The 17,502-nt window shown below is 53.4% G+C and carries 13 protein-coding genes and 3 pseudogenes; 8 read left to right on the forward strand and 8 right to left on the reverse strand.

Translation table 11 applies throughout. From position 1 onward, the window contains the following. Window positions 1–60 precede the first annotated feature (60 nt). Entirely contained in the window at window positions 61–696 is a 636-nt protein-coding gene (locus HU737_RS14660) for a TetR/AcrR family transcriptional regulator (protein ID WP_186556865.1), read from the reverse strand. A 72-nt stretch (window positions 697–768) separates the two neighbouring features. On the opposite strand from HU737_RS14660, the gene HU737_RS14665 reads away from it, so the two are divergent. Then, window positions 769–1,902, forward strand: coding sequence for an aminotransferase class V-fold PLP-dependent enzyme (locus HU737_RS14665; protein WP_186556867.1), 1,134 nt, complete (start codon window positions 769–771; stop codon window positions 1,900–1,902). Window positions 1,903–2,235: 333 nt separating this feature from the next. On the opposite strand, the gene HU737_RS14670 is transcribed toward HU737_RS14665, so the two are convergent. The 3 genes and pseudogenes from HU737_RS14670 to HU737_RS14680 form a co-directional block, all read right to left on the reverse strand. Next, window positions 2,236–3,018 (reverse strand): TatD family hydrolase, encoded by a 783-nt coding sequence (locus HU737_RS14670; protein ID WP_186556869.1) that lies wholly within the window; start codon window positions 3,016–3,018, stop codon window positions 2,236–2,238. Between the two features lie 35 nt (window positions 3,019–3,053). Beyond that, window positions 3,054–4,040: a DNA polymerase III subunit delta' gene (locus HU737_RS14675; RefSeq protein ID WP_186556871.1), complete on the reverse strand. Its 987-nt coding sequence runs from the start codon at window positions 4,038–4,040 to the stop codon at window positions 3,054–3,056. After that, window positions 4,033–4,371, reverse strand: a pseudogene (locus HU737_RS14680) (dTMP kinase); the annotation flags it as partial. The gene HU737_RS14675 and the pseudogene HU737_RS14680, both read right to left, overlap by 8 nt. A 114-nt stretch (window positions 4,372–4,485) precedes the next feature. Between HU737_RS14680 and HU737_RS14685 the strand changes: the two are divergent. From HU737_RS14685 to HU737_RS14705, 5 genes are all read left to right on the forward strand, one after another. Then, window positions 4,486–5,310 (forward strand): deoxynucleotide monophosphate kinase family protein, encoded by an 825-nt coding sequence (locus tag HU737_RS14685; RefSeq protein ID WP_225915614.1) that lies wholly within the window; start codon window positions 4,486–4,488, stop codon window positions 5,308–5,310. 514 nt (window positions 5,311–5,824) lie between these two features. After that, window positions 5,825–8,002 (forward strand): hypothetical protein, encoded by a 2,178-nt coding sequence (locus HU737_RS14690; protein ID WP_186556875.1) that lies wholly within the window; start codon window positions 5,825–5,827, stop codon window positions 8,000–8,002. Then, window positions 7,999–10,029, forward strand: a complete 2,031-nt coding sequence (locus HU737_RS14695) for a tyrosine-type recombinase/integrase (protein ID WP_186556876.1) — start codon at window positions 7,999–8,001, stop codon at window positions 10,027–10,029. The genes HU737_RS14690 and HU737_RS14695 overlap by 4 nt, the downstream gene beginning before the upstream one ends. Further along, the gene (locus HU737_RS14700; RefSeq protein ID WP_186556878.1) at window positions 10,026–11,006 is read left to right on the forward strand and encodes a hypothetical protein; all 981 of its coding nucleotides are present in this window, start codon (window positions 10,026–10,028) and stop codon (window positions 11,004–11,006) included. The genes HU737_RS14695 and HU737_RS14700 overlap by 4 nt, the downstream gene beginning before the upstream one ends. A 1-nt stretch (window position 11,007) precedes the next feature. Next, window positions 11,008–12,306, forward strand: a complete 1,299-nt coding sequence (locus tag HU737_RS14705) for a site-specific integrase (protein WP_186556879.1) — start codon at window positions 11,008–11,010, stop codon at window positions 12,304–12,306. Window positions 12,307–12,586: 280 nt separating this feature from the next. Here HU737_RS14705 and HU737_RS14710 read toward each other — a convergent pair whose 3' ends face one another. The 4 genes from HU737_RS14710 to HU737_RS14725 form a co-directional block, all read right to left on the reverse strand. Further along, window positions 12,587–13,447, reverse strand: coding sequence for a hypothetical protein (locus HU737_RS14710; RefSeq protein WP_186556881.1), 861 nt, complete (start codon window positions 13,445–13,447; stop codon window positions 12,587–12,589). Window positions 13,448–13,525: 78 nt separating this feature from the next. Next, window positions 13,526–14,257 carry a hypothetical protein gene (locus HU737_RS14715; protein WP_186556883.1) on the reverse strand — a complete coding sequence of 244 codons (732 nt, stop codon included), beginning with the start codon at window positions 14,255–14,257 and terminating at the stop codon, window positions 13,526–13,528. Between the two features lie 514 nt (window positions 14,258–14,771). Further along, window positions 14,772–15,440, reverse strand: coding sequence for a KilA-N domain-containing protein (locus HU737_RS14720; RefSeq protein ID WP_225915615.1), 669 nt, complete (start codon window positions 15,438–15,440; stop codon window positions 14,772–14,774). Window positions 15,441–15,733: 293 nt separating this feature from the next. Next, the gene (locus tag HU737_RS14725) at window positions 15,734–16,705 is read right to left on the reverse strand and encodes a hypothetical protein (RefSeq protein WP_186556885.1); all 972 of its coding nucleotides are present in this window, start codon (window positions 16,703–16,705) and stop codon (window positions 15,734–15,736) included. Window positions 16,706–17,069: 364 nt separating this feature from the next. Between HU737_RS14725 and HU737_RS26620 the strand changes: the two are divergent. Together HU737_RS26620 and HU737_RS26625 are read left to right on the forward strand one after the other, a co-directional pair. Then, window positions 17,070–17,177: pseudogene (locus HU737_RS26620) on the forward strand (IS5/IS1182 family transposase); the annotation flags it as partial. Window positions 17,178–17,223: 46 nt separating this feature from the next. Continuing rightward, window positions 17,224–17,400 (forward strand): annotated as a pseudogene (locus HU737_RS26625) (IS5/IS1182 family transposase); the annotation flags it as partial. Between the last annotated feature and the right edge of the window lie 102 nt (window positions 17,401–17,502).

Consider the following 17,502-nt stretch of genomic DNA (forward strand, 5'->3'; position numbering starts at 1 on the left):
AAATCAGGTTTTTGCAAGCCTCCCTATCGGAGCGCGCCGGACGGATGCCGGCAAAGGCCTTCAGCTGGCCGGTTCTGGGTCGCGCTTACGCTTGTTGCCCATCCGCACACCGATGTCCATCAGGAACTGGAAGAAGCCTTCCTGATCTTCCAGGACATTGCTCCAGAACGGCGAGTGATACAGCGCCACGGCGCCGTGGACCAAGGCCCAGGCGGCGCAGTAATGGAAGTACGGCGGTACGTCTTCAAGCTTGCCTTCGCTGATGCGGCCCTTGATCAGCTGGGTCAGGCGGTCGAAGTTGGACGCGCGGATGCGGTGCAACTCCTCGACCATTTCCGGCACCTGGTTGCCCTTGACCACCTTTTCTTCCAGACGGTCGAACAAACGGTAGCGCTGCGGATCACGCATGCGAAACTCGAAATAGGCACGCGACAGGGCCTCTTTGTCGCGGTCGACATCGGCCGAATGCAACAAGCCGTTCAAATCGCGCTCGTAATCGAGCATCAGGCGCAGGTAGATCTCTGCCTTGGATTTGAAGTGTTTGTAGATCGTGCCTTTGCCGATACCCACGGCGTCGGCGATCATCTCGACGGTGACGCTGTCTTCACCCTGTTCGAGGAACAGCCTGAGGGCGGTATCGAGGATCTCTTGTTCGCGGCGGCGAAACTCACGGACCTTACGAGGTTCTTTCTGCATAGGAAGGACTGGTTGACAATCGAAGCCGATTATTATGCCTAACTTGCAGGAAATTGCACGGATCATCCAACCATGTCTATGTTTCACGATGAGTTCGAGCAGGCCCCGGGCCTGTGCTATCTGAACCATGCTGCCGTGGCGCCGTGGCCTAGACGTAGTGCCGATGCGGTGGCGCGCTTCGCCCACGACAACGTTTGCCTAGGGGCCAGCGAGTACCCGCAGTGGCTGGCTACCGAGCGGCGCTTGCGCCAGCGCCTGGCGCGGATGATCAATGCCCCAAGCTCAGGCGATATCGCGCTGGTGAAGAATACTTCCGAGGCGCTCTCGCTGGTGGCATTCGGCCTCGACTGGCAGGTGGGCGATCAGGTGGTGATCAGCGACGAAGAGTTCCCTTCCAACCGAATCGTCTGGCAAGCCCTGGCCGATCAGGGCGTGCAGGTGATTCAGGTAAGCCTCGCTGGCGACGAGCCAGAAACGGCGCTGCTGGCCGCTTGCACTGAGCACACCCGCCTGCTGGCGGTCAGCGCGGTACAGTTCGCCAGCGGCTTGCGCCTGGACTTGGCCCGCCTGGGACAGGCCTGCCAGCTACGTGGCGTGCTGTTCTGCGTCGATGCCATCCAGCAGATCGGCGCCCTGCCCTTCGATGTGCAGCATTATCAATGCGACTTTGCCATGGCTGATGGCCATAAATGGATGCTCGGGCCTGAGGGGCTCGGGGTGTTCTACTGCCGCGCGGCGCTGCGACCACGCCTCAAGCTGCACGCCTATGGCTGGCACATGCTGGAACATCTAGGCGATTTCGAGCGTGAACACTGGCAAATTGCCCGCAGCGCACGCCGGTTCGAGTGCGGCAGCCCGAACATGCTCGGTGCCTGTGCGCTGGACGCTAGCCTGTCGCTGCTTGAGGAAGTGGGCATGGACAGCGTTGCACAGCAGCTACAGCGGCGCATCGAGCAATTGCTCGAGGGGCTTTCGGCTATCCCAGGGGTAATGTTGCTTAGCCCGCGTGAGCCAGGACGCCGGGGCGGCATCGTGACGTTCGCTATTGACGGGCATGACAGTGGCTGGGTGTTCCAGCAGCTGAGCGAGCAACGCGTGATCTGTGCAAAACGCGGCGGCGGTGTGCGCTTATCACCGCACTTCTACACCTCAGAGTGGATCATCGACGAAACACTTCGACATATTCGGCGAATTGCCATGCACTGAATGCGCTATGGATCCCGCACGTATTCCAAATCTGTTTAAAAAACGACCAGCTGTCGCTGGCACTGCGCCAAACCTGACCAATACTTGAAGTGTTGGCGCGGCGCATCCCCCCAAGTGGCGCGCCGATAAAGGTGCTCAGGGACCGCGTACCTTTGTTTTACTCCTAATGGTCTTAACCCGGATTCCCCCCCCAGAACCCGGGTTTTTTTTGGGCTGTTTAAAGGGAGGATGGGCAGGTGCTGCTGTGCAGTGTTTGGTCTGGCCTCATCGCAGGCAAGCCCGCTCCTACAGGGTTAGCGATAACCGCTCGACCCGCGATAACGGCCGCAGGAATCACGCAACCCGGGCTAACGGGAACAACCGCTTGAAGTTGCCCGTGGTCTGCTCAGCCAACTGCTCATAGCTGACACCGCGCAGCGAGGCGATGTACTCAGCCACTTCACGCACGTACTGTGGCAGATTCGGCTTGCCGCGGTGGGGAATCGGCGCCAGATAGGGCGAATCGGTTTCCACCAGCAGACGATCAGCCGGCACCTGGCGAGCCACCTCACGCAGGGCATCGGCATTGCGGAAGGTGACGATGCCGGACAACGAGATGTAGTAACCCAGGTCCAACGCGGCCTTGGCCATCTCCCAGTCTTCGGTGAAGCAGTGCAGCACGCCGGCTTGCGGCAGATTGACCTCGCGCAGCAATGCCAAGGTGTCAGCCCGTGCCGCGCGGGTGTGGACGATCACCGGCTTGCCGGTCTGGCGCGACGCTTCCAGGTGCAGGCGGAAAGACGCCTGCTGCAACTCAGCGGCCTCAGGCTCGTAGTGATAATCCAGGCCAGTTTCGCCGATCGCCACTACGTGCGGGTGCGCCAGCTCCTTGAGCAACCAGTCAAGCGCAGGCGTCTCGCCCGGCGCCAGATCGAGCGGATGGATTCCCACCGAACAATCGACGTCGGCATATTGCTCACTGAGCGCCTTCACTGCCCCAGCGTTATCAGCGCTGACACCAATGCACAGAAAGTGGCCCACGCCGCGCTCACGGGCAGCTTGCAGGGCGGCATCGAGCGAGCCCTGATGGGCGCTGAGGTCAAGACGGTCGAGGTGGCAATGGGAATCTACGAGCATGGGAGCACGACACACAAAAAGAAATCTAAGAAAAATTACCGGGCGCCGGGCAATTGGACCCAATGGGCCAGCAAGGCTTCCAGCAACAGCACACGATTGAGGTTGGCCTTGCCCAGCACCTTCTGGCGCTGTTCAAGGATCCACGCCTGGACCTCCAGGACCTTGCCCTGCCGGCTCTTCTGCGCCAGGTACTGCACCACCTTGCGCATATCAGCCAAGCCTAACCCCTCCTCGTCCTGGGTCAATTGATAACGCAGGATCAACTGCGACCAATCGAAGAACCAGTCGAACAGTTGCAGCAGCGGCACGGTGTTCCACGCCTCGGCCAGCTGGCTGGGGGACTGTTGCTGCTTGAGCAGCTTCTTTACCCCATCAGTGACCAGTGCACGCTGATCGCGTACACCCTGCGCCTGTAGGCTGACCGCCATCAGCGGTGAACCGGCCGCCAGGGTCAGCAGCTCTTCGCGCTCGGTCTCGTCACTGCCAGGCAGAGCGCCGGCCAGCCAGGCCTGGCTCTGGGCCAGGCTTGGTTGCGGGCAGGTGACCTGCTGGCAGCGGCTCTTGATAGTTGGCAACAAGCGACTGGGTTGGTGGCTGACCAGCAGCAACACGGTATCGCCAGAGGGCTCTTCCAGGCTTTTCAGCAAAGCGTTGGAGGCGTTGATATTCATCGCCTCCACCGGCTCGATCAAGATCACCTTGCGCCCGCCCAGCTGCGCCGTTTGCACCACGAACGCCACCAACTCACGGACCTGATCAACCTTGATCGGCTTGTCGGCCTCTTCCGGCTCGAGGATGAAGTTGTCCGGGTGGCTACCGGCCTTGAGCAGCAGGCACGACTTGCACTGGCCACAGGCATCAAGCCCCTGCGGTTGCTGGCACAGCAAACGCGCCATCAGCCGCTCGGCCAGGGCGCGTTTGCCAATACCTTGCGGCCCATGCAGCAGATAGGCATGGGCGTGCTGGCTACGACCGGCCAACTGCTGCCAGATCGACTGCTGCCAGGGGTAGGCCTCAGCCACGGCAACGCTCCAGGATGCGCGGCAGCAAACCGTCGATGGCCCGCTGCACGGCGTCCAGGGACTGGCCAGCATCGACAATGCTGTAACGCTGTGGCTCACCTTTGGCGCGCTCAAGATAGGCCTGACGCACCGCTTCGAAGAACGCTTGGCCCTCTTGCTCGAAGCGGTCCAGGCGACCGCGCGCAGCAGCGCGTGCCAAGCCGACCTCAATCGGCAGATCGAAGACCAGGGTCAGGTCCGGACGTAGCTCGCCCTGAACGAAGTTTTCCAGAATGGCGATGCGCTCCACCGGCAGGCCACGCCCACCGCCTTGGTAGGCGTAGGTGGCATCTTGTTTTACGTCTGAACTAAATGTAAACATGACTCAATTGTATGTCCGTGCCTGAAAATGTAAACATAGAAAAAAGGTCATAAAACCTAGAGAATACAGGCATTTGGAGCGGGTATGAGAACCATCATTGGTTTGGCTGCGTTGGCGCGGAGCGGTAAAGACACAGTTGCTTCGATGCTGCTCAAGCATGAAAACGTCGCTGCCTTCGCTCTCGCTGACCCTTTGAAATCCGGCTGCCAAGCGCTGTTCGGCCTTAGCCATGATGAAGCCTGGAGCGATGCTATAAAGGAAGAGGTCATCGACCTGTGGTCTCTTTCACCCCGCCTGATGTTCCAGATGCTGGGCACCGAGTGGATGCGGCATCATAACCCAGAGCACTGGCTTATGCGCGCGGATAAGCAATTGAACCATCCGCACACCGACCTCACCCCTCCCCCCACCGACGAGCACCTCTCCCACCCGGAAGCGCCAATTCGTCTCACCACGCAGGCTTTCTTCGGCTTCACGAACGCCCAGACCTGGGAGCCCTCCGAGCAAGGTGCAGTGGACCAATACTGGTCCATCACACCTAACGAAGCATTCAAGCTGATTAAAAACCTTACCCTCCAATATTTTCCAAACTACACGGATGTCAGAGCCAAACGCCCGGTGGGACCGCTTGAAACCAAACAGCTGAGTTTAGAAGGTAAGTCTGTATTCATTATCAAAGATATCAGGTATGAAAATGAGGCTGACTTCTGGCGTTCTCATCACGGAGTTATCTGGCACATCCAAAGGAAGGATGCTTTGAAAGTAGCCTCTCACTCCTCCGAGGAAGGGGTTCAGCAAAAGCCTCTTGATCTCCTGATAGTGAATGATGCCACCCTGGAAGAGCTTCAAGCAAAAGTCGACCACGCCTGGCTCGAAACATTGGCCCGCACAGGCGTCTTCACTCAGTAGTTTGCCTAAGCGCTGATGCGAGCAACGGAGAAAGCAGATACCACGCCGCCGATCATGCCTCACAATCCAACGCCAATCAGGGCTTGCAAGCGATCAAGCTTTGCCAAGCCCTGATCTATGCATCGTCCTCGCTAGGCCACCTTCAATTCGCCTGTTCGCGCTACCCCCCTTGTCTTAAACTGTTCCCGATCACTTGTGATTACCAATCACGCAGTTCTCTAAACAATGACAACCAAGCAGCCCCAACCAAATCCCAACTAAGCCTTCCTTCAGACGCTCTTGCTACGACAATGTGATTGACACTAGCAAAAGCAAAGCGATATTAAGTTCCGCACGCATCGGAAGATGCACCCCTTGGAACCGATCAGTATTCAGCCAAAAACGAGACAAAACAAAAAAACACTTGATTTTCACGCAACACTTGATGATAGACTGAAATAACTATTCACAAGGTTGACAACGCGTGGCTCGATCAATGGCCAAGGTTTCACCGCAGCCATGAAAGAGCTTTGCTATGGAAATAGAATTTGCAACAACTGAAGTAGAGACCCTCAAGGGCCGGGTCATATCTTGCAATTACCTTGAACACCCAGGGTTCTCCAAAGAGAAAAACCTCTGCCAAACCCTGCACTACGTCTTTATTCAGTACTGCCCTACCGTCTCTCACGCGAATGGCTACTTACTGCGCTCCGGACTGAATGCGTGGCTTGACTATGCATCCTCATACGATCAGAAAAATCCTGAGGCTCTGCGACTGAGTCAGTACACCGACATCTCAGTGTCCGTATTCTCGGGTTTTGTTAGCTACTTGAATCGCAATGAGCTTCCACTTAGCTACGCCGAAAAATTGCGAGCAGCTTTGTCAGTGGTGGCAAAGAACACAGGAAAAATACCAAAGCTAATTCTACCGCCAGTTAAGACAAAAAAAGATACGCCCACCGAGCCGCTCACTGACGAAGCTTACGATCAACTGACTAAGGCCTTGCAAAATCACACGGAAAAGCTTTATCAAAAGCTGGATCTCCGGAAAAAGCTTGAATCAGTACAGCCTTATACATACGAGGAGCTTTGCGCAGCTACAAAGCCCTGCTATAGCCGGGAGAATATTTTTCGTTGGCACCAATACAACACGGATTGCGAAATCAAGGTCCATGGTGACACGTTGCGTAATCGGCTGAGCATGTGTGATGACGCAGAGCTTCTAGCTTTGTCCGAGCTTGATAGGCCATTGCGCCCTTTCCGTGAATTTTACAAAGCTAATGCCAAGCCATTTTTGCTTAAGGTGCCCATTGACCCTTTCGAAGGCGTAGGAATTTTTACTTGGAAACCAGATGATCTCCGCGCCCTAAAGACCATTATTGAGGACGGCTATCCATTCTCAGTATCTTTGAATGAGCTTAATGATAAATACTCCCGATCAGCCCTGCTAAATTTCTCAGAGTCATGCACCAACTCTGTAAAAATTCTTCTCTACAGATACACCCACGCCAACAGAGCCGACATGAATAAAATTACTTCATGGGATGAGCTGCTGGCTATGTACTACCCAACAGGCGTCGATATGACTGCACTGGTCATGTTCATGATGATTCAGTCAGGGTGGAATAAAGAAATCGTACTATCTGTTGATCCAGATAATTGTGAGCACGTGCTTTCCGGCGCCGTGAACAATAATCTCCGGATGCTGTTTGGTGAAAAAGATAAATCCCAAAGCAACGGCAAGAACTATGAGGATCCTGCGCAGATCCCAGCAACAAGCGATTCCGCTGATCCTTACTCAGTTTACAATCTGATTCATCTGGCAAAGGCGCTCTCCGAGCCACTTGTGGGGCACGAATTCGATGTCGAAACTTCGCTTGAAAATGGAGATAGCCTGAGCAAGCTGTTTCTGTTCCTGAGGGCTTGGGGAGACTTCAAGTCAACTGGTGGCCGACACGGTTCGATTTCTTACCCGAAGTCCTACCACACGGCCGCCAAACAGTTCTTCGACCTGCACCCGATCTATGAGAACGGTCGGAGGTTTGTGGCCGCAAAGGACATCGCCCGCCGCCTCAGGCCTACGTGGAGCCTGCATAAGCGCCGGACAGACCCGCTGAGCATTGTTTCCCTCCAAATGGGCCACGCCCAACAGCGAACCACGGACATTCATTACGACAGCTCCGGGGAGGCTATGCAGCGCCGCAGGCTCGAACTGAGATCTGCTCTTGAAGAAATCATGGATCTCTTGCGTGCTCGCAAATTCGAAGGTTTGTTGGGGAAACGAGCAAGTGAATTGACCAATGTAATCCCGCGCTTTTTCCACATACCTGGACATACCGCGCCTCTCTGGGGATGCATGGATCAAACCGCACCTAGCTGGCCAGGTGCTGATCGCCAACTGAGGGAAGGCCAAAAATGCTTTGCCATCGAAAAATGCCTCGGCTGCGACAAGGTTTGGGTCACAACTGACAGCCTGCCCTATCTACATGAGCGGCTGAGTCATATTGAACAAGATCTTTACGATCGCGATGAATCTGGTTTTACCAGACGACTAAACATTGAAAAGGAAATCATTGAATTCCTTTTCGAAAGCTGGGACGACCAAGATGCAGTCTTAGACGCGCTTCGGTTCCAGCGCAGACAGAAGAAAAGCTTGCTGCCTCGCGACATGGCAGCTTTGAGGATGATTTTTGAAGAGGAAGAAGCGCAATGAGTTCAATTAAACTTAGCGACGACGAACTCATTGCTGCGTTTGAGGCAGATAATGAGGAAGCTTTGGATGCAGCCCTTGAGGATATGCTAACTGAGTCGTCAGCAGGCGCAGTGCAAGCTAAGGACTCGCTAAAGAATAAGCTTGCCATATTCCCGAATGGCGATTTCCCTGTATCTGAATACTCCAATTTTTGCGACCAAGAGTGGATACTCGACAAACCAAAGCACGATTTTGCACCCAAGGTAAAACTTGATCGAGAAATCCCAGGGTCGAATTTCCTTAAAAGCTGCCTACTCTATTACCTTATCCCAAATTTTTCGTTCCAAGGCAACGTAAAATCATATCGAACGACCAAGTCCCGAGGTTACGAATATTCGGCGATCGATGACTTCCTGTTTAAGCCTAATCATCTGACCGCTACACCTGCTGACTTGGCACTCATTTCGATACCTATGCTTAACAAGGCGCTTGACGCTGCGAAGAATAGTGAAACCACTCGAAAATACGTTTCACTTTTCTTTTTCATTCGCCTATGGAGTGCACTATCCATCCAGAAGCTTATTCCGGATGAGATCTGTCTGAATTTAGACTTGCGAAATGTTGATACGACCGAGCGACATCGTGATGTGCGAGAGATTTTCACTGGAGTCATGCAAGGGTGGGTACCTTATTCCGAAAATGAACTTGAACACCTTATTAACTACGCTCTCTTTTGGACCGAAGAGGCGATGCCGCACCTTCAAGCTGCTAGAAACTACATCAGAGAAAACAAGTTCGATGAGATTGCGGGGTACACTATACTCCGCCATCAAGAGCTTCCCGACTTCGAGAAATTTTTCAACATTGAAATAAATGGAACGCGCATCCTTAATTACAATGTCGTCCACAGGACTATTACCAAAGGCAAATACAGCTGGCCAGGTCATGCGTACACTTGGGTTCAGCATTATGCGATTGCCTTGGACCGTGTACGGAATGGACTTTTTATTCTCATCGCGCTGATCACTGGCGCGCGTAAGTCCGAGTTGGCTCCCCTGACCCTGAACGACATCTGGGCAGATGAAGCCGGAGAGTATTGGATCAGGATCAAACGGTATAAAACCGCCAACGACCCGGCCCACAATGGTGAGGCTGATGACCTGCCGCTACCAAAGTTTATTGGGGAAAAAGTCCAAGCCTTCAAAGAACTGCGCGATGTTGAGCCATTCAGAAAACGTGAGATCCTGTTCCAGGCTAACCAGAGCGTGAAACCACTCAACCAGGTCACACCGGCGATCCTGAACGGCATTATCAACCAGCTCAAAGATGAGGTACCGGTCGAACGCATTCACTGCCATCGCTTCAGGAAGACGATCGCAGAAATCTTGATCAATCGTGATGAACGCAACATTGAGCTAATCCGGATGCTATTCGGACATCACAGCTATGAAATGACCCTGCGATATATCAGTCGGAACCCACATTTAGTCATGGGCGTAGCCCAAGCGCTTGAGGATAGCTTTGCTAGCGAATTCCACGAGATTGTGTCCTCGGTGCGCGACGGTAGCTATTCAGGCGCTCCAGCCGAGAGGATTGCTGAGCAAATCGCGACGCGTCCGAATGAGTTCACCGGAAAGCGCCTACGCGTCAGCATCATGGTCTATATCTCGCATCTTTTGGTAGCTGGCGAGCCTGTCTACATCAGTCGCACGGCCATCGGGACCTTCTGCGTCTCTGGAGAGCTGTTCTCGCCCGATAACCCGCCTCCATGCCTTGAGGGTCGGCCTAATTCCGATGGTCATCTGATGCCAGACCCTCAGAATTGCCAGATCGATTGTCGAAACGCGGTTGTCTTGGCGAAAGCACGACAAGCGATCGTGGATAACATCGAGTTCTTCACATCCGTCCTCGCGGACAATATCGACACGATCTCGAAGAAAGCGGAGCTGCAAATTCGCCGCAAAATCGAGGCCCATCAACGCCATCTAACCAACTTGGAGCGTAACCAGCATGCCCCAGGCCTAATTCCTTTGAGAGCAATAGCATGAACGAGAGCGCAACCCGAGCCAAGCTCGTCCAGATCATTTCTGAACATCACTATTCACTCCCCGGCAAAAAGCTGGGGGTTAGCGAGCTTTCTGAGCGCGTAGGCATCACTCGCCAAGCGTTCAACAGATACTATGGTGACCTGAAGGATTACGCATGGGGGCGTAAGCCACTGTCCGACCTGCTCACCGGCTCAGCTCCGAATGCTACCGAGCTACTGACCCAGAGCCATACCAAGCTTGTGGAATTGAATGAGCGGGTTGAGACCCAGCAGGCTCAATTCGTTAAAGAGAAAGAGAAGCTTCGAAACGGGCTGATCACGTCTTTGATGAATGAAGACATCCTCCGCTTCAGCGCCAACGAGATCCGGAAATCCATGCAACAGCAGTTGCTTCATAACGAGCAGCTGCTGCGTCAGATCAATGAACTGAAGCTTGCAGCTATTCAGAGTGATCAGGAAAAAGCGGCAGAAGTACCTGCTGCGCCTCGCCTCATAGCCAATAAAATTGCGCTGGAGACTAATCTGCTAAACGCTTTTTCAGCTATCCATAAGAACGACGACATCGACACTTACGAAGTGCAAAAGGCAAAAGCGATCGATGAGGTTCTGGGAAAGATTAACAGTTTCGCTAGAACCACAGCCACGACAGTTGTCGTATTCGTAGAACGCTATATTTCCAGCTTTCAAAAATTCGTAGATAGCTTTTATCTGCCTACCGGCGGCCAGACGATAATCGTCAGGCTACCCATCGCGTCGAGCCTGGAGCTTAAGAGCTGGATGGCGAAAGTAATAAAGCCGACACCGATTAAAGTGTATTTCCCAACGTGCGATGCTCCTGCGATAGTAAAGGCTCAGCGCGCATTTCAATTCCGGGGCATCCCTGACTTCGAACTGGAGATGGCGGACAAGTTTTCCACCCTCAACATGTCACCCTTGATGGACGAGCTTTGCATTTTCCGTGTCAATCAAGGTGACTGAGATGATCGAACGAATTGAAACAAAGGAAATAACCTATTACGCCTATGATCTGGGCATTGAGGTTACGCACCACATTCTTATAGCGCATGAAAACCGCAAACAAGTCCTGCTCAGTTACCCGAACCTATTTCTTTATAGCTGTACCCGCAGCGCCCGAGGCACCTCGGCTCGATACGCGAGCTTGATCTCTATGCTCTATAGGTTTCTCTCCACACTGCCAGAGTTCAAAGGTGTGGATAGCGGGCGCTTCCATGCCGTTGTAACGAATAGACATCTAAAAAGGTGGCAGGTTTATCGCCAAGTCGTACGCCAAAACAGGGGAAGGACTTCACCAACGTGCGAAACCACTATCACCGACGCTAAAGTTCTGCTGAATTTTTTCAGGTGGATCACTGACGTAGGCTACGTAACGGGCGTCCAGGTGTTATTAAAAACTGCCTTCCCGAATTTCAAGAACAAAAAAATGCTCAGCTACATTGATGCCAAAGCAAGAACCGTCATTGATGGCCGCAACATCAGCGTTCTGGAGCGCGAGTCTCGCCAGAAGAGAAAGCTTTCTCTCATCACAAATAAAGAGATCAGCCTGCTGGCTGAAAGCTACACAGACCCTGTCTATTCCGCATTGTTCAAATTTGCGCTTGGCACCGCCATGCGCCCATCAGAACTTTGCAAATTCCCTCTGTATGGCAACGGCGTTAATAAGCACATTGCGCCTCATTCAGAAATGCGAAATTCAACCAACCCCATAGTCAAGTATACGGTTATTCGTAGCAAGCGTGGTAAGACTCGCGAAATCGTCATCAACCAAGCGGATCTCAAGGAGCTTGAACGAACGTACATAAACCCTCATTACCGAGATAGAGCCAAGCTCTACAAGGAGAAATACGGGGAAGACTGCCCTCCTTCCATCCTGTTCCTGACGAAGGCCGGAGATCCGGTCGACGGAGATCGCATTAGCAGAAGAACAACAGATGCCAAAAAGAAGGCTGTGGCGAAGGATGAAAGCTTCCGGAGCGCCATCCGTTTCTACGACAGTCGTGGCTGGTGGCCGACGATGTTTTTAATCAAATTCTTTAAAGATGACTTGCTGACGAAAAATGCAGATGCGCTTTACGCAGCGTGTGCCGAGGCGATCAGAAACCAGCTGGGGCATGAGGATATCGACACCACTTACAAACACTACATCGACATGGCACGTCTCCTTCTGATGGCGCATCAAGGTAAGGTGAATGAATTGATCACTGCTCCCGAAGAAAGCGTGAGCGATTTCATGAGACGCATGGACGAAGGACTTTGGTGAAACCTCTCGAAAGGGACCGCCCTATGAGCTAAGGCATCCCTGTGTATCTCTCGCACCTCCTCGCTTCGCTCGTAGAATGACCCAGAGGGAGGGGCTTGGGCGAGCGTAGCGGCCTCGCGATTTGCTGGGAGGCTCTCGCATGCCAGGAGACGCGTTTTAGCCGCCTACATGCCCTGTAAGCGGCCACGAGAGGCCAGCATAGATCGTCAAGACTTGCAGCCTGTTCTACATCGGCATTGAGGAATGGAACGCTGTAGTCTTCTTCCGGTGTATCACCAATTTAGCCCAACGCCTGGTTGCGAATAGTGGCAAGCCTGCCGCTCAGCTCCGTTTTCAAGCGCTCGATGCCTTCGCCGTTGTTGTGATACCTGATGTTACGCAGATGCGCCAAATCGAATGGAATATCTTCTGGATTCTGGGTGATTAGGATGACCTGCTTGCCCAACGCGTGAGCTATGCCGATTTCATAGAAAACGTTGGCGTTTCGACCAGAACAATCACCAATGATGACCGCTGACCTGTCTATCAACGACACGATGTCTTGGATGATCTCCTGATGTTCCCAAATGCTGTCCGCCCGTTGAGCGGTCATGAGAGAGAATTCAGCCACCTGCTGAATAGCGGTCCATACGTTGTCGAATCCCGCAAAAGGCATCATGGCTGACAGCAAATTTGTATCAACTGCCTGCGCAGGAGGAAGCCTAAAAACGGCGGGTACCCTCTGATTACGCAAAGTCTCTGACAGAATCACATGGTAGATGTCGATATCTTTAACCGCCCAATGTGTCCGACTGTAATGCCCAAAGCGGGTTGACGGCATTCCCAATAATGGTGCAAGCCTAATTAGATCTCTTTGCGGGATTGGAGGGATCAGCTGGTCAAAATGGTACTCAAGTGTTATTTCGTCATCAGCATTAACATTCACCCTAGAGATCCGCCCCACCCTACCAAATTGCTGACGATCTCGAATTGTTTCCTCGATGAAAATAACTGGATTCTTAATCAGCGCGTCGAAGTTAGGAGCATCATTTATTGTATACAATCGCCTCAGATCATCGTTTGTGTACTCGAACACTCTGGATTTCCAGAAAACGTCTCTTCCTTCATTCCATGGAGAAGACTTTACAAGCATGTTAAACATATACAGCACCACCCTATGACCTAAGGACTGCTACTGAGGAGACTACTCATATGGCAGCCTCCGTTGCGCCGTTCGGAATCAGCTGATCATCCGAAGCTTTTTCATCAAATCGTCCTCAAGCTTGGCAAGACCCTCACCATTTTTGAGGTAGATGAGCGCTCGGTGGTGCACCATGTCCGAAGGGATGTCCTGAACGATTTGAGCTAGCGGTACGACAGTTTTCCCGAGCGTATGAGCGATTCCAGTTTCGTACATCACGTTCGGATTCTTTCCCGAAAAATCAACTACGACAATTTTCGCCCGATAGATGAGGCTAAAAATGTCTTGGATAATTGAAGAATTGTCCCAGATATCGTCAGCCCGCAGACACCTGAACCCAGCTGCGCTGCACGCATTTTTTATCGCAGTGTAAACACCATCAAAACCAGCGAAAGGCATCATGACCGTGACCAGGTCATCCTCTACATCTCCATCAGGGATGGAGAACACATTGGGCGCAAAGGAGATTTTTCTTTCGGACGGCTTTGCAGAAATGTACGTTACATTTTGATCTGGATACCATTGATCCAGGTATTCCTTTACTACGCTGAGAGAGCCGGGGTTGTGGTCGGACATTGCCCGGAGGACGCTAATGATGTTGCCCGCATAATCTTGATCACCAAAGCTCAAGCTTCTCAATAACCTTGAGTGCCCAGTAATGATGTGGGAGCTATCAGTTAGCAAACCGATTTCTTCCCAGTTGGAAGATGTGAAACCCTCTTCAATGCGTCGTTTCAGATCCAGAATCAAAGCTGCGTTGTACTGAGTCATTCCTGCCGTTCCTTGGGTGAATACGTCTGCATCATGAATCTAGCTTGCTGGATAGCCAAACGCCACCACCGATACCCTGCTCTTACTCAGAGGCCGGGTGAGAGCGACTGAACCCCCGCCGCCTCAATAGCTGGGATGAGCCTGGGCGGCTCGGCAGCATCCGTCGCCGTAGGGACTGATGAGATCTCCTCAGACGCTATAGCCGCCTACCTCGCTAAACGAAGCGGTGCGTAAGCGGAAGGCGTCTCAGCACTGCTACACAGAAAATTGCATTAGGAGTACAAATGTACTCCACGTGTTTTTTATTGCCAATGTGGCCGAATCTGGTAAGGATCGGCACCTCTCCAATACGTAATGAGAGTCCGGGGCCGAGTACGACCTGTAAGCCCTACGTCGGTGTGATAGCTACCTAAATAGGGATCTTCTCGCTTTGCTCGCAGGATGGCCCAGGGTGGGTGCGCTAGGGCGCGGTGACGCCCCCTGAAACGCGCAACTGATGCATTACGCTGCCCATCTACCCGAAATGTCGGTGAATTTGTGAGCGGCTATCGCTGAGCTGACCGAGGTATTGAGTGAGAGCAGCCTTGCGATCTGAGTACCCCTTCCCTTGACCAAGCAGCAGAACGTCCCTGCTTTCCATCAGCGTAATCAGCTCTAGCTCGGGTATCGTCAACTGGCTTCGGTCTCGCCCTTGAAAGACTCCTGTCAGAATTTCGTTGATGAGCCTGGCCTCATTCATATAGTGATGAGGCTTCGTTTCTTTTCCGATCGCCTGATGAGTAATGACAAGGGCTTCGCACAGGCTTCGAAAGCCCATCGCAGCCTGGCGACGAGCCGCCTCCACAGCCACCACATCCCTCAACGTCGACGCCTCCATTTGGTCATCGAACCAGATCTCAAAATCGATCGAGAGCCAACGAGCGAACTTGCCGGCAAGCTTGGGGTGCAGCCAGAGCCCGCGGAGCCTCTCGTTACCGCGCCGGGTCACTACCAGCGACTCGATCGTCACTCCCCTCCTCTTCGCCAATTCCGTGACGTACAGCTGAGTCAAATCCAGCTCTAACCACTCCCGAGGCTCTTTCTCAAACACTCCGCCAGCATGGGAAGCATTCATCCAACCCTCCACATCGAAGCTGATGGAGGCACCCTCATACTCGTGCGAAATGATCTTGCGCATTTTCATACAATACCTCCTGGCAAAATGTCATCGCTATCCAGGCAAATGCCGGCCAGCTGTGTGCCTGCGACAGCCCCGAGGGTGATCACATGCGAAAGGTCTGCTTGATAAATTAGGCTCGCCGACCACGAAGACTTCTCGGGCGGAAAGCGAGAAACACAAGGCTGGGAAAGAAGTGGCATCGTCAACGTCCTCCAGAACGTCAAATGTGATTGACGACGAGGATGCTGGCAGGGATATCCAACGGTTAAAACCGCTGGACGGGGCCGGAAAACTACATATCCGGCCGGGTGTGTAGTTTATTTATTTGGATCAGACTTCGAAGGCCTACCCCGGCGCTTTGCCGATGGGGGAGCCACATCCGACGATAACCACTTCGCGAGTGAAATATTCGTCGCGGGCAGTAGCTCTGCGTATTTTGGATCGATGTGATCTCTGACCAGCTGGGCCATTTTGCCGGTACGGCAGTCCGCGAGATCTGGGCTAGCCCAGAGGGCCATCGCAAGCTTCGCCACTTCGCAACGAGCCTCGCGGATAGCCGCGTTGCGAAGCTCGACGTTGGAGATTGAACGCGCAGCTGGCTGCACTGCTTCTACAGGAGCCGAAAGCCTCCTCGACGATGCCTCATCCTCTCTGACTCTACGAAGCTGGTCATTCTCCAAGGTCAGCATCTTCAGAGTCATAGCCTGAGCTGCGTTCAACTCATCGCCTTGTGACTTGGCCTCCACCAGCGACGCCACTTGTGCTCGCAGACTCTCGATTTCTCGATCGCGAGCATCCTCTCCAGGAAGCACAAGATTCTTCTCAATCTGGATCTTGAGTCGACGTAATTCCGCGCGAGCTGAGTCAGGAGTTTGGTCATCGAGCGGTGGAAAAAGCGGAGTAACACTGGCCTTTTGCGTTCCGAAGGCGCGCAGCGCTATGGGTTGTGCAATACCTGGCTGAAGAATCGCAAGCTCATTCAGAGCCATCAACCAGCTGCGATTGATAAACACATTTTCAGAACGGTACACGCCCGCCTCCGTCTCGATAAAGACCGAAGCGTGCTTGGATACGGCAAGGTCGAGGTAACTGCTTAGGTGGGCGTAAGTAAGAGAGAAGCCGGGGATGGGCTTGCCGTGTGCACGGGAGCAGACCTGCTCATTCGGTACGACATCAGAAGGTCGATACGTCCTCATAGCGGTAGCAACAGCATCGAGAAACGCGGGAGCGGTCTGCCTCAGCGATCCGATTGCAGCCTCCATAGGGACGAAGTCATCAGTTGAAAGCATCCACTCGCCTCACACACCAAGCTTGATGATCGGGTCTAAGAGGCACTGCTTCGACTCCGCCTCTCAAACTGTATGCCTATCCACGTCCCGATGTTAACAGGACAAAAAAACGGGTCCAAGCGTCAAAATGCGCAAGAGCCATGAAATGAGTACAAATGTGCTCCCCCTAAGCGCTGCCACCGGAGAAGCGTCGTCTGCTGCTCGGAACCCAGCTTTCACAATCTAGCGTCGGCCAGTGGCCATCATGACGACTTACCTTTACGCTGATCACTAGGTTCTGTATGAAAACCTTTGAAATCCCGTCAACGCCCCAGCCTGCCTGAGTTTTCGTAAAGTTCCTGCCTTTTCAGCGCAAGACTCTGCCATGCCCAAACAGCGATATGAAATTTCCGACACCGACTGGGAGCTGGGCGCGGATCTCTTCAACACGCCCCGCTGCGTGGGACGCCCGCGAGCCGATGATCGACTCATGCTTAACGATGTGCTCTGGGTGCTCTGCTCAGGCGCAATCTGGCGAGATACTCGACAAACCCAAATACCAAGAGCGGAATGTCATCCAGCGTCTATTCAGCTGGCTGAAGGAGCACCGCCGCCTGGCAACGCGTTATTGCAAGCTCGCAACAGGTTATGCGGCCATGGTCACATTGGCCTGCTGCCGGCGGTGTTTACGACATCTCTTTTCGTACAGTGCTTAACAGCCAGCCCCATAGATGCACCACCAGCACCGATTGCTTCTATCTAGGCCCGCCAGAGAGGTATTTGTCAGGGCAGCGCCAGTTGTTGCCGTGATGGTCGGA

The sequence above is a fragment of the Pseudomonas urmiensis genome (genome assembly GCF_014268815.2).
In the GTDB taxonomy this organism is placed as follows: Bacteria; Pseudomonadota; Gammaproteobacteria; order Pseudomonadales; family Pseudomonadaceae; genus Aquipseudomonas; species Aquipseudomonas urmiensis.